At 65.0% G+C, this 18659-nt stretch carries 17 protein-coding genes; 11 read left to right on the top strand and 6 right to left on the bottom strand.

Annotated features, from left to right (window positions below):
- The first annotated feature begins 133 nt into the window (after positions 1 to 133).
- Positions 134 to 706: an NUDIX hydrolase gene (locus tag C8J98_RS06080; protein ID WP_107911895.1), complete on the top strand. Its 573-nt coding sequence runs from the start codon at positions 134 to 136 to the stop codon at positions 704 to 706.
- Positions 707 to 740: 34 nt separating this feature from the next.
- Here C8J98_RS06080 and C8J98_RS06075 read toward each other — a convergent pair whose 3' ends face one another.
- Entirely contained in the window at positions 741 to 1265 is a 525-nt protein-coding gene (locus tag C8J98_RS06075) for a 3-hydroxyanthranilate 3,4-dioxygenase (RefSeq protein ID WP_107911894.1), read from the bottom strand.
- Between the two features lie 198 nt (positions 1266 to 1463).
- Here C8J98_RS06075 and C8J98_RS06070 point away from each other — a divergent pair, with 198 nt between their 5' ends.
- Positions 1464 to 2738 carry an FAD-binding oxidoreductase gene (locus tag C8J98_RS06070; protein WP_107911892.1) on the top strand — a complete coding sequence of 425 codons (1275 nt, stop codon included), beginning with the start codon at positions 1464 to 1466 and terminating at the stop codon, positions 2736 to 2738.
- A 22-nt stretch (positions 2739 to 2760) separates the two neighbouring features.
- Here the strand turns inward: C8J98_RS06070 and C8J98_RS06065 are convergent, their stop codons facing one another.
- The 4 genes from C8J98_RS06065 to C8J98_RS06050 all read right to left on the bottom strand — a co-directional run bounded on the left by C8J98_RS06065 (position 2761) and on the right by C8J98_RS06050 (position 8776).
- A complete protein-coding gene (locus C8J98_RS06065; protein WP_107911890.1) occupies positions 2761 to 3684 on the bottom strand; it encodes an MBL fold metallo-hydrolase in 924 nt (307 codons plus the stop codon).
- Between the two features lie 766 nt (positions 3685 to 4450).
- The gene (locus C8J98_RS06060) at positions 4451 to 5659 is read right to left on the bottom strand and encodes an acetyl-CoA C-acyltransferase (RefSeq protein ID WP_107911888.1); all 1209 of its coding nucleotides are present in this window, start codon (positions 5657 to 5659) and stop codon (positions 4451 to 4453) included.
- 51 nt (positions 5660 to 5710) lie between these two features.
- Positions 5711 to 8080, bottom strand: coding sequence for a 3-hydroxyacyl-CoA dehydrogenase/enoyl-CoA hydratase family protein (locus C8J98_RS06055; RefSeq protein ID WP_199229826.1), 2370 nt, complete (start codon positions 8078 to 8080; stop codon positions 5711 to 5713).
- A 33-nt stretch (positions 8081 to 8113) separates the two neighbouring features.
- The gene (locus C8J98_RS06050) at positions 8114 to 8776 is read right to left on the bottom strand and encodes a TetR/AcrR family transcriptional regulator (protein ID WP_107911885.1); all 663 of its coding nucleotides are present in this window, start codon (positions 8774 to 8776) and stop codon (positions 8114 to 8116) included.
- Between the two features lie 245 nt (positions 8777 to 9021).
- On the opposite strand from C8J98_RS06050, the gene ndk reads away from it, so the two are divergent.
- The 8 genes from ndk (at position 9022) to moeB (ending at position 17023) form a co-directional block, all read left to right on the top strand.
- Complete coding sequence (ndk, locus tag C8J98_RS06045; RefSeq protein WP_107911883.1) at positions 9022 to 9447, top strand: nucleoside-diphosphate kinase; 426 nt, start codon at positions 9022 to 9024, stop codon at positions 9445 to 9447.
- A gap of 8 nt (positions 9448 to 9455) precedes the next feature.
- A complete protein-coding gene (gene rlmN, locus C8J98_RS06040) occupies positions 9456 to 10580 on the top strand; it encodes a 23S rRNA (adenine(2503)-C(2))-methyltransferase RlmN (RefSeq protein WP_233260127.1) in 1125 nt (374 codons plus the stop codon).
- Positions 10570 to 11340 (top strand): type IV pilus biogenesis/stability protein PilW, encoded by a 771-nt coding sequence (pilW, locus tag C8J98_RS06035; RefSeq protein WP_107911879.1) that lies wholly within the window; start codon positions 10570 to 10572, stop codon positions 11338 to 11340. The genes rlmN and pilW overlap by 11 nt, the downstream gene beginning before the upstream one ends.
- A 95-nt stretch (positions 11341 to 11435) precedes the next feature.
- The gene (locus C8J98_RS06030) at positions 11436 to 12407 is read left to right on the top strand and encodes a helix-turn-helix domain-containing protein (protein WP_107911877.1); all 972 of its coding nucleotides are present in this window, start codon (positions 11436 to 11438) and stop codon (positions 12405 to 12407) included.
- Between the two features lie 152 nt (positions 12408 to 12559).
- Positions 12560 to 13210: a tetratricopeptide repeat protein gene (locus tag C8J98_RS06025; RefSeq protein ID WP_107911876.1), complete on the top strand. Its 651-nt coding sequence runs from the start codon at positions 12560 to 12562 to the stop codon at positions 13208 to 13210.
- Positions 13207 to 14406, top strand: coding sequence for an outer membrane protein assembly factor BamB (gene bamB, locus C8J98_RS06020; protein WP_107911874.1), 1200 nt, complete (start codon positions 13207 to 13209; stop codon positions 14404 to 14406). The genes C8J98_RS06025 and bamB overlap by 4 nt, the downstream gene beginning before the upstream one ends.
- Positions 14407 to 14429: 23 nt before the next feature.
- The gene (gene der / locus C8J98_RS06015) at positions 14430 to 15827 is read left to right on the top strand and encodes a ribosome biogenesis GTPase Der (protein WP_107911872.1); all 1398 of its coding nucleotides are present in this window, start codon (positions 14430 to 14432) and stop codon (positions 15825 to 15827) included.
- 26 nt (positions 15828 to 15853) lie between these two features.
- Entirely contained in the window at positions 15854 to 17023 is a 1170-nt protein-coding gene (gene moeB / locus C8J98_RS06010; RefSeq protein WP_107911870.1) for a molybdopterin-synthase adenylyltransferase MoeB, read from the top strand.
- Positions 17024 to 17112: 89 nt separating this feature from the next.
- Here moeB and C8J98_RS06005 read toward each other — a convergent pair whose 3' ends face one another.
- Positions 17113 to 17775: a GNAT family N-acetyltransferase gene (locus C8J98_RS06005; RefSeq protein WP_158272614.1), complete on the bottom strand. Its 663-nt coding sequence runs from the start codon at positions 17773 to 17775 to the stop codon at positions 17113 to 17115.
- Between C8J98_RS06005 and folD the strand changes: the two genes are divergently transcribed.
- Positions 17774 to 18628 (top strand): bifunctional methylenetetrahydrofolate dehydrogenase/methenyltetrahydrofolate cyclohydrolase FolD, encoded by an 855-nt coding sequence (gene folD / locus C8J98_RS06000; RefSeq protein ID WP_107911867.1) that lies wholly within the window; start codon positions 17774 to 17776, stop codon positions 18626 to 18628. The two genes, C8J98_RS06005 and folD, sit on opposite strands and share 2 nt — an antisense overlap.
- Positions 18629 to 18659 lie beyond the last annotated feature (31 nt).

Raw genomic sequence — 18659 nt, 5'->3', positions numbered from 1 at the left:
GCCAGTGCTGCGGATGACCAACGCACTTCATGTGCGCGGGAGACCATCCTAGACAGGTGATGCCAGCGACCAACATCGGACTTGTCTGAAAAAGACGTGCGAGAATTCCGCGCCTGTCATCCGAGCCCTCGCCATGGACCATCCATACCTGACCCTGTCCCAGGCATTCGCAGGCTATGCGAGTCGCTTTCCCGGCGAGCCGGACGTGGCCCGGTTCAACGACTGGCTGCGCGGCGAGCCGCGTCCGTTTCATCGCGAAACGCAGGCCGGGCATTTCACCGGCTCCGCGTGGCTGGTGAGCGCCGATGGCGAGCGCGTCCTGCTGATGCACCATCGCAAGCTGCAGCGCTGGCTACAGCTGGGCGGCCATGCCGACGGCGACGCAGAACTGCCGAACGTCGCCCTCCGCGAAGCGCAGGAGGAGTCCGGGCTGGTCGATCTCGAGGTGCTGCCTGAGATCTTCGACATGGACCTGCACGTGATTCCGGCGCGTCGAGACGAACCGGAACACTGGCATTACGACGTGCGCTACGTCGTCGTCGCGCGCGGCAGTGAGGTGTTCACGGTGAACGAAGAATCACTGGACCTTGCATGGCGTCCCGTCGCGGAACTGGCGGCCGATCCGGCGGCGGATCAGTCGCTTCGCCGGATGGCCACCAAGTGGCTGGCCATGCAAGTCATGTGGGAGCCGATTCATCGGCGATAGGCGTTGCGGCATCACTCCTACATAGAGCGCGACATTAGTCGGCGTACTTTGCTGGCACCGGGTGCACCGTGCCGCACTGCTTGCAGGTGCGTGCTTCCAGGGAGCGGTAGAATTTTTCGAAAACCGGCGGAAAGTCCGATTCGATGCTGTCGAGGACGAAGTATTCCTCGTAGAGCTTGTGGTTGCAGTTTTCGCAGAACCACAGCAGCCCGTCGCGCTCGCCAGCGATGCGACGGCGCTCGACCACCAGCCCGATCGAGTCGGGCATGCGCTGGGGCGAATGCGGTGTGCGTGCGGGCAGGTAGAAGATCTCGCCAGCGCGTATCGGGATATCCCGTGCCACGCCGTCGTCCTGCACCTTGAGCACCATCTCGCCTTCGAGCTGATAGAAGAACTCGGGGCCTTCATCGTAGTGATAGTCGGTGCGCGCGTTCGGACCGCCGACGATCATGATGATGAAATCGCCGTCGACAATGCACTTGTTTCCCACCGGTGGCTTGAGCAGCGCACGGTTCTCGTCGATCCAGCGTTTCAGGTCGATAGGGGGAAGCAGGCTCATGGCAGGGCACCGTCAAGACGTTCGCACATCTTACCTGTGCAGGAGCCGATTCATCGCCAACCAACACATGTGGGAGCCGCTTCAGCGGCGAAAAGCCAACGGAGCGGTTTAGCTGTTGAGGCCATCGCCGGCATAGCCGGCTCCTGCATCAGCGGATGTGCAAAACTCTGCGCTCCCTGCCCAAGGACCCCGCCCCCCATGCTGTCGTGGTACCACGATCGCGTTCCCCTGCCGCCGCTTCGCCCCCCGCCGGAAGGCCGGCGCGAAGCCTCGGTCGTGATCGTGGGCGGCGGTTTTGCCGGGCTGAACACCGCGCTGGGGCTCGCTGCGCGAGGCGTGCGCGACATCGTTCTGCTCGAATCGAACGCCGTGGGTTTCGGTGCATCCGGGCGCAATGGTGGTTTCGTCTTCGCCGGCTATTCGCTCGGCGAGAAGGCGTTGCTGGCGCGGGCCGGAGCGGAGCGGGCCAGGGCGCTCTATGGCCGCACCGTCGATGCGGTGAACCTGATTCGCGAGCGCATTACGGCCTTGTCGATCGATTGCGACATGGTCGATGCCGGCGTCGTCTGGGCCAACTGGTTCCGCGACGCGGAGGTGCTTCGTTCGCGGCAACGTCTGTTGGCTGAACGCTACGGCGCCGACTGGCAGTGGATTCCTGCCGACGCGATGCACGAATTCGTAAACAGCGAGCGCTACCACGACGGTCTCTATGAACGCAACGCCTTGCACATCGACCCACTGGCCTATGCGCGCGGCCTGGCGCGCGCAGCCGAGGCGGTAGGTGTTTCGATCCATGAAGGCTCGCGCGTACGCATGCTGGAGCGTCACGGTCCGCGCTGGATCCTGCGGGTGGGGGACGCCGAGGTCGAAACCTCGCAGGTGGTCCTCGCCTGTGGTGGCTATCTCGCCGGTCTGGATCGGCGCATCGATCGCGCCGTGCTACCTATCGCTACGTACGTGATGGTGACCGAGCCGCTGGGTGACCGCCTCGCGGCCTGCCTGCGCACGCGTGCGGCGGTCTACGACACGCGTTTCGCCTTCGACTACTACCGCCCCCTGCAGGACACCCGCTTGCTGTGGGGTGGCCGGATTTCGATCCGCGATCGCTCGCCGGCCGCGGTGACCCGTCTGCTCAAGCGCGACCTCGAACGTGTCTTTCCTTCGCTCAGGGGCGTCCGGATCGCGCAGGCATGGTCCGGGTTAATGAGTTACGCGCGCCACGAAATGCCCCAGGTCGGAACGCATGGAAATGGCTTGTGGTACGCCCAGGCTTTCGGCGGCCATGGCCTGGCCCCGACCTGCGCAGCGGGCGAGGCTCTGGCGGATGCGATCGCCGGCGGAGATTCGACAATGGAGGCCTATTCGGGCTTCGGGCTGGATCCGGTGCACCGGCCGTTCGGGTATCTGGCTGCGCAGGGGGCGTACTGGAAGGCGGAACTGTCCGACTGGTTCAAGTCGCGGTTGGAAGGTTGAGGCTTGCGTTGGTCGCGGGGTCTCAGCGAGGGGCCCGATCCAGCCAGACCACGATGCCCTGGGCATTCAGGCGGATGTCGATCTTCAGCAACGTGACAATGTCGTCCCTTGGCAGCGTCACGCCTTGACGCTGCGCGCGGTCCACGTAAAGGTCGGCGAAGTCGGCCTCGATACGTTGCTCACGGTCGGCGGCCGCGGCGTGTCGCTTCGCGATGGCCACCATGGCGTCGATCGTCTCGTGGAGATCCCCTGCAAGGCGTTCCACCTCGGTCACGCGGCCATAGTGCGTGAGGTACATCGCCTCGGGCTCGTAGCCGAGCATGCGGTCGATCGAATGATGTGCCGCATCCGGTTCGAACTGCACCGGTGACGTGGTGGGAATGATGAAAGCCCCGCCGGGCGAATCGAGCTCGCGGTATGAAAGGCCGAAGATGTCACCGGTAAAGAACGCGTTGGAACGGTCATCGTGGATCGCGATGTGATGGCGGGCGTGGCCCGGGGTATCGAGGCAGAGCAGGGCGCGTCCAGCGAGGTCGACGACGAAGCCGTCGTCCGCCTCGACGACACGCCCGGCTGGCACCGCGGCTATCTCGCCATAGCTGCGCTGGACTTCCTCTTCGCCATAGACCCCGGCTGCGCCGGCGATCAGCGCGGAGGGATCGATCATGTGCCTCGCGCCACGCGGATGCACGGCGAGCCTGGCATAGGGCAACTGCTTCATCAGCTGACCCGCGCCGCCGGCGTGGTCCAGGTGCACGTGCGTGAGGATGACCCAGTCGATGTCTTTCGGCTCGAGGTCGGCTGCCTTGATCGCGTCGAGGAAGCGCGGCAGTGAATGCGTGGTGCCGCTGTCGATGAAGGCACCGCGGCCGCGTTCGACGACGAGGTAGGCGGCGTCGAACGTCGGGCGACCAAAGCCGGTGTCGATGGTGTGGATGCCGTGCATGGGCTGAAGAATATGCCAGGGCAGGTGAAAAGGGGCTCTTTCGCACCTCGCACACGGCTCGCCTTCGGCGTCGCGGGGCGGCTCGGCTTCGCCGTCGCCCTCTACACTTGGGCGTCTCGCGGGGGAGACCTTGGTGCCCACCCTCGCTGCTCAGACAGTCCTCCGCGTTCGGTGCGGAAGCCCGCTTCGCGGCCCATGTATCTATTTAGCCTACGGCCGCTCACTTGTGCGGAACTCGCCTCGAGGGTGGACACCAAGGTCTCTCACGACGATACGGTTGAGTGGGAGGAGAGCCGTGGCGTGGTGCCGTCGTCGGCCCCGGCCGCTTCCGGAACACCGGGGCGAAGCGGAAGCGGTGGCTGGCCCCCGGTCGCCGAACACCTTCCTCGCTCCTGTGCCGCCGTGCCTGCGGACGATGCTGTCGCGCGGCTTTGGCTCGACCCACGCGAACCTCAGGGCTCGGGAGAGCCTTCGGTGCCCACCCTCGAGGCGAGTTCCGCACAAGTGAGCGGCCGCAGGCCACATAAGACATGGGCCGCGAAGCGGTCTTCCGCACCGAGCGCGGAGGACTGTCTGAGCAGCGAGGGTGGGCACCGAAGGCTCTGCGCCGCGACGTCACCGAAGGCTCTGCGCCGCGACGTCACCGAAGGCTCTGCGCCGCGACGTCACCGAAGGCTCTGCGCCGCGACGTCACCGAAGGCTCTGGGCCGCTACGTCGAGCCCCAAAAAAGGCCCCGGTGTCACCCGGGGCCCGTTTCATCCAACCTTACAGCGCTTCGAAGATGCCTGCGGCGCCCATGCCGGTGCCGATGCACATGGTCACCATGCCGTACTTCTGTTTGCGACGGCGCAGGCCGTGGATCAGCGTGGCGGCGCGGATGGCGCCGGTGGCGCCGAGCGGGTGGCCGAGTGCGATGGCGCCGCCGAGCGGGTTCACCTTGGACGGGTCGAGGCCGAGATCGCGAATGACCGCCAGCGCCTGCGCGGCGAAGGCTTCGTTGAGCTCGATCCAGTCCAGCTGGTCCTGGGTGATGCCGGTCTGCCTGAGTGCCTTGGGAATCGCTTCCTTCGGACCGATGCCCATGATGTCGGGCGCGACGCCGGCCACCGAAAAGCCGACGAAGCGTGCCAGCGGGGTCAGGCCGTAATCCTTGATCGCCTTTTCGCTGGCGATCAGCAGGGCGCCGGCGCCGTCGGACATCTGCGAGGAATTACCGGCGGTGACCGAACCACCGAACTGGCCGTTGCGGAACACCGGGCGCAGCTTGCTCAGCACCTCGAACGTGGTGTCCTTGCGCGGGCCTTCATCGGTGTCGATGATGCGGCGGTCTTCGCGGATGCTGTGATTGAGCAGGTCCGGATATCGGTCGTCGAGCTGGAACGGCGTAATTTCGTCCTTGAACTCGCCGGCGGCGATGGCCGCGAAGGCACGCTCGTGCGACTGCAGGGCGAAGCGGTCCTGGTCCTCGCGGCTGACCTTCCAGCGCTCGGCGACCTTCTCGGCGGTGATGCCCATGCCGAAGGCGATGGCACGGTTCTCGTCGTTCTCGAAGATCGCCGGATTCATGGCGATCTTGTGGCCCATCATCGGCACCATGCTCATCGACTCGGTACCGCCGGCGAGCATGAGGTCGGCCTCACCCAGGCGGATGCGGTCGGCGGCCATGGCGATGGCCTGTACGCCGGACGAGCAGAAGCGGTTGATGGTGACGCCGGGCACTTGCTCGGGCAGGCCGGCCAGCAACACGCCGATGCGCGCCACGTTCATGCCTTGCTCGGCTTCCGGCATGGCACAGCCGATGACGGCGTCGGTGATCAGGGCCGGGTCGATGCCCGGGGCCTGTTCGATCACGGCACGGATGACGTGCGCGAGCAGGTCGTCCGGACGGGTGTTGCGGAACACGCCGCGCGGCGCCTTGCCCACCGGGGTACGGGTGGCGGCGACGATGTAGGCGTCTTGCACTTGCTTGCTCATGGGGTGGTTCCTTTAAGTGGGAAGGTCGGTTGCGTAAGAGCGCGTGGCGCGTCAGTTACGCAGCGGCTTCCCCGTCGTCATCGTGTGCGCGATACGGGCCTGGGTCTTTTCGGTCTGCGCCAGGTCGACGAAGTGGCGACGCTCGAGCGCGAGCAGCCAGGTTTCGTCCACCGGTGAACCGCGCTCGATCCGGCCGCCCGAGAGGGTGTCGGCGATGCGGCTGGCGATGTCGATGTCATGCGGCGAGGCGAAGTAACCCTCGGCCATGTTCGCCAGCGAGGCCTTGAACGTCGCCGTGGAGGTATCGCCGGCGGCCGTGATGGCGCGCGCCGGCATCGGCGGGCGATAACCGGACTCAGCCAAAGCAATTGCCTGGGCCTTGGCGACATGCAGCACTTCGTAGGTATTGAAGACGATGATGTCGTCCTTGCGCAGCAGACCCAGGGACTTCGCTTCGATCGCACTGGTCGAGACTTTCGCCATCGCCACGGTCTCGAAGATCTTCTTCAGGTATTCGAACGGGTCTTCCGGATTTGCCTGCCATGCGCGCACGGCGAATTCCTTCAGGCCACCACCGGCCGGCAGCAGGCCCACGCCGGCCTCGACCAGGCCGATATAGCTTTCCAGTGCCGCGACCGTGCGTGCCGAGTGCATCTGGAACTCGCAGCCACCGCCGAGGGCGAGACCGCGCACCGCGGCCACGACCGGTACCAGCGAATACTTGATACGCATGCTGGTGGCCTGGAAGTTCGCCACCATGGCTTCGAACTCCGCCAGCTTGCCGGCCTGCAGCAGGCCCAGCGCGCCCTTCAGGTCCGCACCGGCCGAGAACGGCTCGGACGGCTGCCAGAGCACGACACCGCGGAACTGCTGTTCGGCAAGGCCGATCGCGTGCTGGATACCGTCGAGCACGTGGTCGTTCACCGTGTGCATCTTGGTCTTGAACGAGATCACGCCGATGCCGTCACCGCTGGTCCACAGGCGCACGCCATCGTTCTCCCAGACCGTGGTGCCCTGGTCGAACTTCTCGCCGAGGATCGGATCCGGGAAGGCCTGGCGCTTATAGACCGGATGCGTTGAACGCGGTTTCTCGGCGTTGGCGCTGGCCGAGTACGAACCGGCCTTGCCGTGGACGCCGGTGCGGCCGTCGGTGACCCAGGCGGGCAGGGGTGCGCTGCTCATGGTCTTGCCGGCGGCGATGTCCTCGGCGATCCAACCGGCGATCTGCTGCCAGCCGGCTGCTTGCCACAGTTCGAACGGACCGAGCTTCCAGCCGTAACCCCAGCGGATGGCGAAGTCGACATCACGCGCCGTCTCGGCAATATCGGCCAGGTGATAGGCGGTGTAGTGGAAGAGGTCGCGGAAAACCGCCCAGAGGAACTGCGCCTGCGGATCCGACGAGGCGCGCAGCTTCGCGAACTTCTCGGCAGGGTCCTTGATGGCGAGGATGGCGCTGACTTCGTCCGAGGCCTTCTGCTCGGACACGCGGTAATCCTGCTTCTGCAGGTCGAGCACCACGATGTCCTTGCCGGCCTTGCGGTAGAAGCCGGCGCCGGTCTTCTGGCCCAACGCACCCTTGTCGATCAGGCCCTTCAGCCACACCGGCGGCTGGAAGTACGTGTGCCACGGGTCGTCGGGCAGGGTGTCGCCCATGGTCTTGACCACGTGCGCGAGGGTGTCCAGGCCAACCACGTCCGCCGTGCGGTAGGTGGCGCTCTTCGGGCGGCCAATGGCCGGACCGGTCAGCGCGTCGGCGGTGTCGAAGCCGAGGCCGAACTTTTCGGTGTGGTGCATGGTGGAGAGCATCGAGAACACGCCGATGCGGTTACCGATGAAGTTCGGGGTGTCCTTGGCATACACGACGCCCTTGCCGAGCGTGGTCGTCAGGAAAGCTTCGAGGCCTTCCAGCACGCCCTTTTCGGTGAGGCGGGTCGGGATCAGCTCGACCAGGTGCATGTAGCGCGGCGGGTTGAAGAAATGCACGCCGGTGAAGCGGTGGCGCATCTCTTCCGGCAATGCCTCGGCCAGGCCGTTGATCGACAGGCCCGAGGTATTGCTGGCCAGGACGGCGGTCGCGGACACGTGCGGTGCGATCTTCTGGTAGAGGTCGAGCTTCCAGTCCATCCGCTCGGCGATCGCTTCGATCACCAGGTCCACATCGGCCAGCAGGGCAAGATCATCCTCGTAGTTGGCCGGGATGATCGCCGCGGCCAGGCCCTTCTCGGCCAGCGGTGCCGGCGAGAGCTTGGCCAGGTTGGCGATGGCCTTGAGGGCGATACCACTCTTCGGGCCTTCCTTCGAGGGAAGGTCGAACAGCACGGTTTCCACGTTGGCGTTCGTCAGGTGCGCGGCAATCTGCGCGCCCATGACGCCGGCGCCGAGTACCGCGGCCTTGCGAATGCGTAACGGTGTTGCGGTCATGGTGATCTCCGGGGTGCAAAGGATCGTCCGCGGTCAGCGAGTGGCCGTGGAGGTCGAAACGGAAGGGTTGCGCAGGCCGGCGGCGGCGAAGCGAATCAGGTGCTCGGCGGCGGTTTCGCGGTGGTCGCGCTCGTCGACGTCATTCTTGCGCTGGATCACGCCGAAGTCGGCCATGGCGTAGGTCAGGGCGCCGGTGACGATGTCCAGCCGCCAGTAGATCTCTTCCTTGGCCAGCCCGGGCAGCAGCCGGGCGAACTCGCCGGCGAACTGACGCAATACGTGGCCATAGTTCTCCGACAGGAACTTGCGCAGGGTCTCGTTGTGCTCGGCGTAGGCCCGGGCCAGGACACGGACGAAGGCGGCCCCGCCGCCGTCGTTGCGGGAGAGGTCCAGCGCGGGCCGGATATAAGCGTCCAGGACATCCTCCAGGGAGGTGTCTTCCTGGCCTGCGACCTTGGCCAGCGCGGCCAGGCGACGGGTGTTCAGCTCGTCCAGGCGGCGACGGAACACCTCCTCGATGAGCTTATCCTTGGAGCCGAAGTGGTAATTCACCGCGGCCAGGTTGACCCGGGCGGCCGCCGTGACCTGGCGCAGCGAGGCCCCGGCAAAGCCGTGGGTGGCAAAAAGGGCCTCGGCCGCGCCAAGGATCCGCTCCTTGGTGCTGCGTTCGCGGGACGCGTACGGTGCGCTCGTCATATCGGCGGACTCCGGAGGCGGGAGGTAAGAATCAAACGATCGTTTGAGAATACGCCCGCGCCCGCCGGCCGGTCAATCCGGCAACCGCACATCGCTGCAAACGGCTTGCGATTGAGCTAGAATCTGTCAAGATTTCGTGAGCTAAGTCCGTCATTCGCGACGGCTTTAGCCCCAGACTTTCACCAGGCGTCCCCAGAGGCGCTGGCATACTATTTTTTCTTTTCCCATTTCCCCGGAGCATCCGTATGGCGCTGGAGCGCACCCTTTCGATCATCAAGCCCGACGCCGTCAAGAAGAACGTCATCGGTGAAATCCTCTCCCGCTTCGAGAAGGCCGGCCTCAAGGTCGTCGCCGCCAGGATGAAGCAGCTGACCAAGGAAGAGGCCGAGGGCTTCTATGCCGTTCATAAGGAACGTGGTTTCTTCAACGACCTCGTTGCCTTCATGATCTCCGGCCCGGTGATGATCCAGGCTCTCGAAGGCGAAGGCGCTGTTCTGAAGAACCGCGACCTCATGGGTGCCACCAATCCGAAGGAAGCCGCTGCGGGCACGATCCGCGCCGACTTCGCCGATTCGATCGACGCCAACGCCGTCCACGGTTCGGATTCGGCAGAGAACGCCGCCATCGAGATCAAGTTCTTCTTCAACGACTCGGACGTCGTTTCGCACTGAGTAACGCCGTGAACACCCCTGCTGACAAGGTCAACCTGCTCGATTTCGATCGCAAGGGGCTGCGCGATTTCTTCGCGGAGCTCGGCGAGAAGCCGTATCGCGCCGAGCAGGTCATGAAGTGGATCTACCACCGTCTCGAAAGCGATTTCGAGAACATGACCGATGTCGGCAAGGCGTTGCGTGAAAAGCTCAGTGCCAGCTGCTACGTCGGCCCACCGAAGACCGCGTTCGAGAAGACCGCGGTCGACGGCACGCAGAAGTGGCTGCTCGGCATGGATGGCGGCAACGCCATCGAAACCGTTTACATCCCGGAGCCGACCCGCGGCACGCTTTGCGTGTCGTCGCAGGTCGGCTGCGCCCTGAACTGCCAGTTCTGTTCCACGGCAACCCAGGGTTTTTCCCGCAACCTTTCCACTGCCGAGATCATCGGCCAGGTATGGGTCGCGGCCAAACATCTCGGCAACGTGCCGCACCAGCAGCGCCGTATCACCAATGTCGTGATGATGGGCATGGGCGAGCCGCTGCTGAACTTCGACAACGTGGTCAAGGCCATGAGCCTGATGCGCGACGACCTGGGCTTCGGCCTGGCCGGCAAGCGCGTCACGCTGTCCACGGCCGGCCTCGTGCCGATGATCGACAAACTCTCGGTCGAGAGCGATGTCTCCCTCGCAGTGTCGCTGCATGCAGCCAACGACGAGCTGCGTACCGAGCTGGTCCCGCTCAACAAGCGTTACCCGCTGGCCGAACTGGCCGCCGCGTGCGAGCGCTACATCAACCGCGCGCCGCGCACGACGATCACCTTCGAGTACACGCTCATGAAGGGCGTGAACGACAAGCCCGAGCATGCGCGTCAGCTGATCAAGTTCATGCGTCGACTGCCGGGTGTGAACAAGGTCAACCTGATTCCGTTCAATCCGTTCCCGGGGACGCGTTTCGAACGTTCGGGTCCGGACGAGATCCGCAACTTCCAGACCCAGTTGCTCAACGCCGGCGTTCTCACCATGCTGCGTCGCACGCGCGGTGACGACATCGACGCCGCGTGTGGCCAGCTGAAGGGGCAGGTCGTGGATCGCACCCGCCGTCAGGCGGAATTCCGCAAGAAACTCGAAGAGGGAGTGGTGAATGCGGCTTGAGCGGTGGGGGATGGTGGCTGCGCTCGCGTTTGCGTGCGCAGGCTGTGTGGGCGGGGAGTCGGGGCTGAAACCCACGACGGCCGCCGACGAAAGGGCCAAGGGGGCCGAGGTTCACACCGAACTCGGGCAGCGTTACATGCAGCAGGGCGACCTCAAGGGCGCCATGGAGAAACTGCAGCAGGCCATCCAGTTCGACCCGAACTACGCGCCGGCCCGCACCGTGCTCGGCGTGCTTTATGAAAAGATCAACGATCCGGTCAATGCCGAACTGAATTACCGCAGGGCGGTGGAGCTGGACCCGAAGAAGGGTTCGCTCAACAACAATCTGGCGGTATTTCTGTGCAAGCAGGGTCGGGCGGGGGAATCCCGGGTTTACTTCGATCGGGCGCTGGCCGACCCGTTCTATGAGACCCCGGACCTCGCCATGACCAATGCCGGCACCTGCCTGCTGGGTTCGAAGGATTACGATGGCGCCGAGGTTTACTTCCGGAAGGCGCTGGACCGTAATCCCAACAACCCCGATGCTCTGTATCAGATGGCGAACGTGTTGTACCTTAAGAACGATGCTTTCAGGGCTCGTGCTTTCCTGCAGCGCTTAGAGGCGCAGGGTCAGCCGAGTCCGACCGCTTTGAAGCTCGGTCACGATATCGAGCTCCGTCTGGGCGACGGGGAGGCCGCCCAGGACTACGCCAAACGCTTGCGCGAAAAGTTCCCGGATTCGGAACCCGCGCGTGCACTCGAAGCCACCGCACGTCAATGACTCCAGTATCTTCGAATTCGAATTCATCGGGTCAGGACGGTCGCGAGCAGGACTTGTTCGCAGGCATCGAGCCACATGCACCCAGGGAGGAAGCCATGGACCCGCAGACCGAGGCAAACGCCAACGAGGCCAGCCGCGTGCTCATCGATCACGTCGCGGACCCGGGCTTCGGGTCGCGCCTGCGCGCGGCCCGTGAGGCGCGTGGCTACACCGTCGAGGCCTGCGGCCAGGCATTGCGCCTGCCGACACGCCTGATTCGCCAGCTCGAAGCCGGTGAATACGGTGGTATCGATTACCAGGTCTACCTGGCCGGTTACCTGACCAAATACGGCCGTTACGTCGGCGTCGACGAGGAGGCCATCCAGGTCGAGCTCGCCCGCATGACGCCCCGCCAGCCCGATCTCGTGGTCACCGGTGGCGTTTCGCACTCGCGCTACCTGCTCGAGCGCTACGTGACCGCGGCGACCTATGTCGTGCTCACGGCGGTCATCGTGGTTCCGATGGTCTGGTTGGGCGTGCGCGGCACGCTCGACCGCGACATGGCCCGTCTCGCACCGTTGGATGCCGCGCCGGTGGCCCAGCAGGACGCGCCTTCGCCGGCTTCGTCGAGCGGCCTCGTTGCCACCACGACGGAAAGCAAACCGGCTCCGGTGGCCGAGCCGCGCGCCGAGGATCAGCAGCCGCTGCTCGCCTCGATGGCCATGTTCCCGCCGCTTGATCACAGCGCCGCCAAGTCACCCCTGGTGACTGCCACGGCTCCGCCCTCCGCAGCGGACCCCGCCAATAATGGCGTAGGCGCGCACGGCCTCACGCTCAGCCTGCCTTCGGCGAGCTGGGTCGAGGTCACTGCCTCGGATGGTTCGCGTCTCGAATACGGCATCCTGCCGGCCGGCACGCAGAAGTCCTACCGCAGCGACAAGACCCTCGACGTCCGCATCGGCAACGCCGCGGGCGCCCAGGCCACGATCGACGGCCAGCCGGTGGAGATCGACACCTTCCGTCGTGCCAACGTGGCTCGCTTCCGCGTCGATATCCACGACGGCAAGGCGGCGCCGGTCTCGTACTGACCGGTTTCCGCGACCGTAGCGTGTTCGCGCGGGCCCGCCGGCCCGCGCTTTCGGTTATCCTTACCTATTGATCCATGCCACTCCATCGCTGATGGCCGGTGTGGGCTCGTTCCCTCCAAAGTTTGGCTGCGCGGAGCGCAGTGGGTGATTGCATGTCTTTCGACGTATACGACGATTACGAGCAGGGCGAGCGAGTCCAGCAATGGCTTCGCAAGAATGGCGTGTCCATCCTCGTCGGCATCGTGCTTGGCCTGGTGCTGATCTTCGGCTGGCAGCAGTGGAAGTCCCATCGCGCCGGTCATGAGCAGGCCGCCGCCAGCGATTACACGGCGTTGCAGCTGGCCGTTGCCCAGAACAAAGCCACCGAGATCGACGTGCGCACCGAGGGTCTGTTGAAGGACTACCCGGACACCGCCTGGTCGGTATTTGCCGCCAGCGAACGTGCCCAGCGCAATCTGGTCGCCGGTCAGCTGGACAAGGTCGGTGGTGACCTGGAATGGGCCAAAGCCCATGCCAAGGACGAAACGCTCAAATCCCTGGTCGATCTGCGCATGGCGCAGCTGAAGTTCGCCCAGGGCAAGGCAGAAGAAGCCATCGCGACGCTCGACGCCATGCAAGGCAAGTCGTTCGCTGCGATCGCACAGGAACTCCGTGGCGATGCGCTGGTCAAGCTTGGACGCCACGACGACGCACGCAAAGCCTATCAGGCGGCGATCGCCGCGATGGGCGACAGCGCACCGCAGCGCGGTGTGGTTCAAACGAAGCTCGATGATCTGGCAGTGGCCGGGAAGCAGGGTGCATGAAACGTTTTTGGGCAATCGCGTTGACTTCGTCGCTGGTCGTTCTGGCCGGCTGCCATTCGTTCAAGAAGGAAAACGTCGAACCGCCGACCCCGCTCGACAAGAAGTTCGAGCCGACCGTCAAGGTCCAGCGCCTGTGGAAGTCCAGCATCGGTGACGGTGCGGCGGAGTCCGGCGTACGCATGCGTCCTGCGGTTGTCGACGGCGTTGTCTACGCCGCCAGCACCGACGGAAAGATCGCGGCTTTCGAAGCCTCGACCGGCAAGAAGCTGTGGTCCAAGAGCATCCGCCAGCACGGCTGGTTCGGCTGGGGCGATGACAAGCGCGAAGACGCCCGTTTCTCGGGTGGCCCGGGCGCCGCGGGTGACCTGGTCGCCATCGGCACGCTCGACGGCCATCTGTACGGCATCAACGCGAAGGACGGCGAGCGTCGCTGGGCTGCCGAGGTTTCCTCGGAAGTCATCACTGCGCCGGTCATCGTCGGCGACCTCGTCGTGGTTCGCTGCAACGACGGTCGCGTCTATGGCATCGACACCACCACCGGCGAACGTCGCTGGGCCTACGACCAGGCCGTGGTGCCGCTGCTCAGCCTGCGTGGCAACGGCCGCCTGCTCGTCGCCAACGGCGTCGTGTTCATGGGCACCGACGCCGGCAAGCTCACCGCCATCCGTCTCGACAACGGCGAGAAGCTCTGGGAGCAGACCCTCGCCACCGGCGAAGGCCGTACCGAAATCGATCGCCTGAGCGACGCCGATGGCGCGCTCGTCCTCGACGGTGCCACCCTCTACGGTGCGGCATATCACGGTCAGCTGACCGCGATCGACGGCCCCAGCGGTCGCCCGCTGTGGAACCACGGCTTCTCGACCTTCACCTCGCTGGACGTGCACGAAAACGCCGTCTACGGCGTGGACGACGAGTCCCAGGTGTTCGCTTTCGACAAGTCGACCGGCGCCAATATCTGGAAGCAGGGTGACCTGAAGTACCGCTGGCTCACCGGTCCTGCGGCGCAGGGCAAGTACGCGGTGGTCGGCGATCTCGACGGCCACATCCACTGGATCGACGGCAGCAACGGCAAGATCGTAGCCCGCGAGCGCCTGTCCAGCAAAGCCATTCGTGCCCAGCCCGTCGTGGTGGGTGACACCGTATACGTCGAAGATGTCGAGGGCCATATCGGCGCCTACCGCATCCCGACGAACTGATCCACAGGAATACTGCCCCTCCCATGTTGCCCGTCGTCGCCCTGGTCGGCCGCCCCAATGTCGGTAAGTCGACCCTCTATAATGCGCTGACGCGTAGCAGGGACGCCCTCGTCGCCGATATGCCCGGCGTTACTCGTGACAGACACTACGGTGTCTGTCGTCTTGGTCCGCGACCCTTCGTGGTCGTGGACACGGGTGGTCTGTCGGGCAGCGACGAAGGTATTGAGGGCCTGACGGCGACACAGGTTCGCCTCGCCATCGAGGAAGCCCACCTGCTGGTCTTCGTCGTCGATGCGCGTGACGGCGTGCTCCCGCAGGACGCCAGCATCCTCAACGAGCTGCGCCGCAGCGGCAAGCCGGTCATCGTCGTGGTCAACAAGACCGACGGCGTCGACGAGGCCGTGGCGCTCGGTGAGTTCGCCTCGTTCGGCATGGCTGAAACCCTGCCCATGTCGGCGGCGCACAACCGCGGCGTCGACGTGCTGGTGGAGCGCTCGCTCAACCACCTGCCCGACGATCGCGACGACGATCCGGGTCTTGCCGACCAGGGTATCCGTGTCGCCATCGTGGGACGCCCCAATGCGGGCAAGTCCACCCTGATCAACCGTCTGCTCGGCGAGGAGCGCCTCATCGTCTCCGATGTGGCCGGCACCACGCGCGACCCCATTCGCGTTCCGCTCGAGCGGGACGGCAAGCGCTTCACGCTGATCGATACCGCCGGTGTCCGTCGCCGCGCACGTGTCGAGGAAGCGGTAGAAAAATTCAGTGTTATCAAGACGCTCCAGTCCATTGCTGCCTCGCAGGTTACGGTGGTGATGATCGACGCGCGCGAGAACCTCGCCGACCAGGATCTCACCCTCATCGGCGGTGCCATGGAAGAGGGGCGCGCGCTGGTCATTGCCGTCAACAAGTGGGACGGCATGGACAAGTACGCTCGCGACCAGTGCATGGCCGCGCTCGGGCGCCGCCTGGCCTTCGTCGAGTGGGCGAAGACCGTCTTCATCTCGGCGCTGCACGGCTCCGGCCTCAGCGAACTGATGAAGGCTGTCGTCCGTGCCCACGCGGCTGCGACCAAGGTAATGACCTCCAGTGACCTGACGCGGACGCTCGAGAAAGCCTACGAGGCCTATCAGCCGCCGCTGGTTCGCGGTCATGCCCCGAAGCTGCGCTACGCACATCCCGGCGGTTTCAACCCGCCGACGATCATCATCCACGGCAGCCGCACCAAGCACATCGCGCCGGCGTATCGTCGTTACCTGGAAGGCTTCTTCCGGAAGCGGTACAAGCTGGAAGGCACGCCGATCCGCATCGATTTCCGCGATGGCGAGAATCCGTTCGCGGGCAAGAAGAACGTCCTGTCGGATAGCCAGCAGCAAAAGCGTCAGCGCATGATCCGTAACGCGAAACGGCGCGAAAAGTAAGCGTCGCCCTCATCGGGGAGCCTCGCATGTCTGAAGGTCTGGATCGGGAACGTTGGCTGGCCGAGTTGCGCCTGCGCGTTCCTGAAGTCGCCGCCGCTGAGGCCTTCGTCCGGCAGGCTGGCGGTGCGTTGCTCGTCGACGTCCGTGAGGACAACGAGCGTGCCAGTGGCACGCCGACCGGCGCGCTGGGTCTGTCCCGCGGGTTCCTCGAGCTGCGGATCGAACAGGCCGAGCCTGACCGTGATCGCGACATCCTCCTTCTCTGTGGCAGTGGCCAGCGCTCGCTGTTGGCCGCCGAAGCCCTGCAACGCATGGGCTATCGGAGCGTCTCGTCCGTCAATGGCGGCATGGGTGCCTGGAAGGTGGCGGGTCTTCCCGTCGTCGCCGGTGCGCTCGATGCCGACGCCGCCGAGAGGTATGCGCGCCAGGTGTTGCTACCCCAGGTGGGCGAAGCTGGCCAGGCGAAGCTGACGAATGCGCGCGTGGTGGTGATCGGCGCGGGTGGGCTCGGTGCGCCTGCCTTGCTCTACCTTGCTGCCGCCGGCGTGGGTCACCTCACGGTGATCGACGACGACCGTGTCGAGCGCTCCAACCTGCATCGGCAGGTGGTCCATGCGGATGCCCGCGTCGGCATGAGTAAGGCCGCATCCGCACGGATGACGCTGGCCGCATTGAATCCGCGCATCCATGTGCACTGCGTCGTCGAGCGCCTTTGCGCCGACAACGTTGAGGCCCTGATTCGCGAGCACGACGTGGTGATCGACGGCGCCGACAACTTCGCGACCCGCTACCTTCTGGCAGCGGCGACGCGACAGCTGGGTATCCCGATGGTGTACGCGGCGATCGAGCGATTTACCGGCCAGGCGAGTGTCTTCGATCCACGCCGTGCGGATTCTCCGTGTTACCGCTGCCTGTTCCCTGAGCCGCCAGCCGCCGCGGACGCACCGAACTGCAGCGAGGCAGGCGTGCTGGGCGTGTTACCCGGGCTGGTCGGAATGGTGCAGGCCACCGAGGCGATGAAGCTCATACTGGATATCGGGCAGCCGCTGGTCGGACGCCTCCTGACTTACGACGCGCTCGCTATGCGTTTTCGCGAACTGACGTTGAAGCGTGACCCGGAGTGCCCGGGGTGCGGGCGCGACGCGCGATTCACTGGGTATGTCGATCTGGAGCGGATGTGCGCCGCGGCAGGCTAGGCCCCTTGTGGGAGCCAGGCCCCTTGTGGGAGCCAGGCTCCTTAGTGGGAGCCAGGCTCCTTGTGGGAGCCGGCTACGCCGGCGACGGGCTAGGCGATGTCGTCCGGAACCAGAGAGTACATAGCAGCATCGACCGATATATCATTTACAACCAATCGGTTGCGTAACACTCCTTCGAACTTACCTCCGATTCGTTCAGCGGTTCTGCGGCTTGCGACGTTGTCATGGGCCGCAACGATCTCCAGTCGCGCAACGCCGACCGTTTCGAAGGCAAACCTGGCGGCCATGCGACCGCAATGTCCTGCAATACCAGTACCTTGTGCTGACTCTCTCACCCAGTACCCGAGGTTTGCAAATCGTTGCTCGCGGTTGAGGTGGTTGACGCCCATTCCGCCGAGGATCGCGTCCGTGTCAGCGTCGACGATCAGCATTTCGAAGCCGTCGCCGAGCAGCCAGGTCTGTCGGCAGAGGCCGATCCAACTCTCTGCCGCGGCATCGTTGTAACCGGCCGTGCACCAGTCCTGCCAGCGCCCTACGGTGGACACCGATTCGCGCACGGCCTCAGCCAGGAAGGGGGCATCCGCCATGCGGTGGGCACGCAGGCTCAGGACGCCGTCGGTCAGGTCGTGCGGGTAGGGAACGGTATCGAGGGTCATGGAGCGAGTATGCACGCGGCGAGGTCGGCCGGGCGCACTTCTACACATGATGCTTTGCAGCGATAATGTCTCGTTTTCGCAGGGCGAATTCTTCATGACCGCACGCATCCTCGACGGTAAGCGCATCGCCCACGAACTGCTCGAACATATCGGGCGCCGCGTTGCCAAACGCGTCGCCGAGGGTCGGCGCAAGCCGGGCCTTGCCGTGGTGCTGGTGGGCGAGGATCCGGCTTCCGCGGTGTACGTGAAAAACAAGCGCAAGGCTTGCCAGCAGGTCGGGTTCGAGTCGTACGGCTATGACCTGCCTGCGACGACGACGCAAGAGGATCTGTTCGCCCTCATCGACAACCTCAATGCCGATCCCGCCGTCCATGGCATCCTCGTGCAGTCTCCGTTGCCCGGGCACATCGACGAAGACGCGCTGGTCGACCGGATCGATCCGGGTAAGGATGTGGACGGCTTCCAGGCCGTGAATGTGGGCCGCCTCGCCCTGCGTCGGTTCGGCCTGCGTCCGTGCACGCCCAAGGGCGTCATGACCTTGCTTGGGCATACCGACTATCCCGTGCGGGGCCGGCATGCGGTCATCGTCGGGGTGTCCAATCACGTTGGTCGACCGCTTGCGCTTGAGTTACTTATCGCTGGTTGTACAGTGACTTGCTGCCATAAGTTCACGCAGAATCTCGAAGGATTCGTCGGTCAGGCGGATATCCTCGTCGTGGCCGCCGGCAAGCCGGGACTGGTCAAGGGCGAGTGGGTGAAGTCGGGCGCCGTGGTTATCGATGTCGGCATCAATCGACTTGAGGACGGTCGCCTGGTGGGTGATGTGGAGTTCGCGCCGGCAGCTGAGCGCGCGTCCTGGATTACGCCTGTGCCGGGCGGTGTCGGGCCGATGACCGTGGCGACGTTGATGGAGAACACGCTCGAGGCCGCGGAAGCCATCGACGCCTGATGCGCCTTTGTGGGAGCCGATTCATCGGCGA

This window comes from Luteibacter sp. OK325 (assembly GCF_003050935.1).
Lineage (GTDB): Bacteria > Pseudomonadota > Gammaproteobacteria > Xanthomonadales > Rhodanobacteraceae > Luteibacter.
Note: the sequence above shows the minus strand (reverse complement) of the source record. Positions and strands in the feature narration are given on the sequence as shown.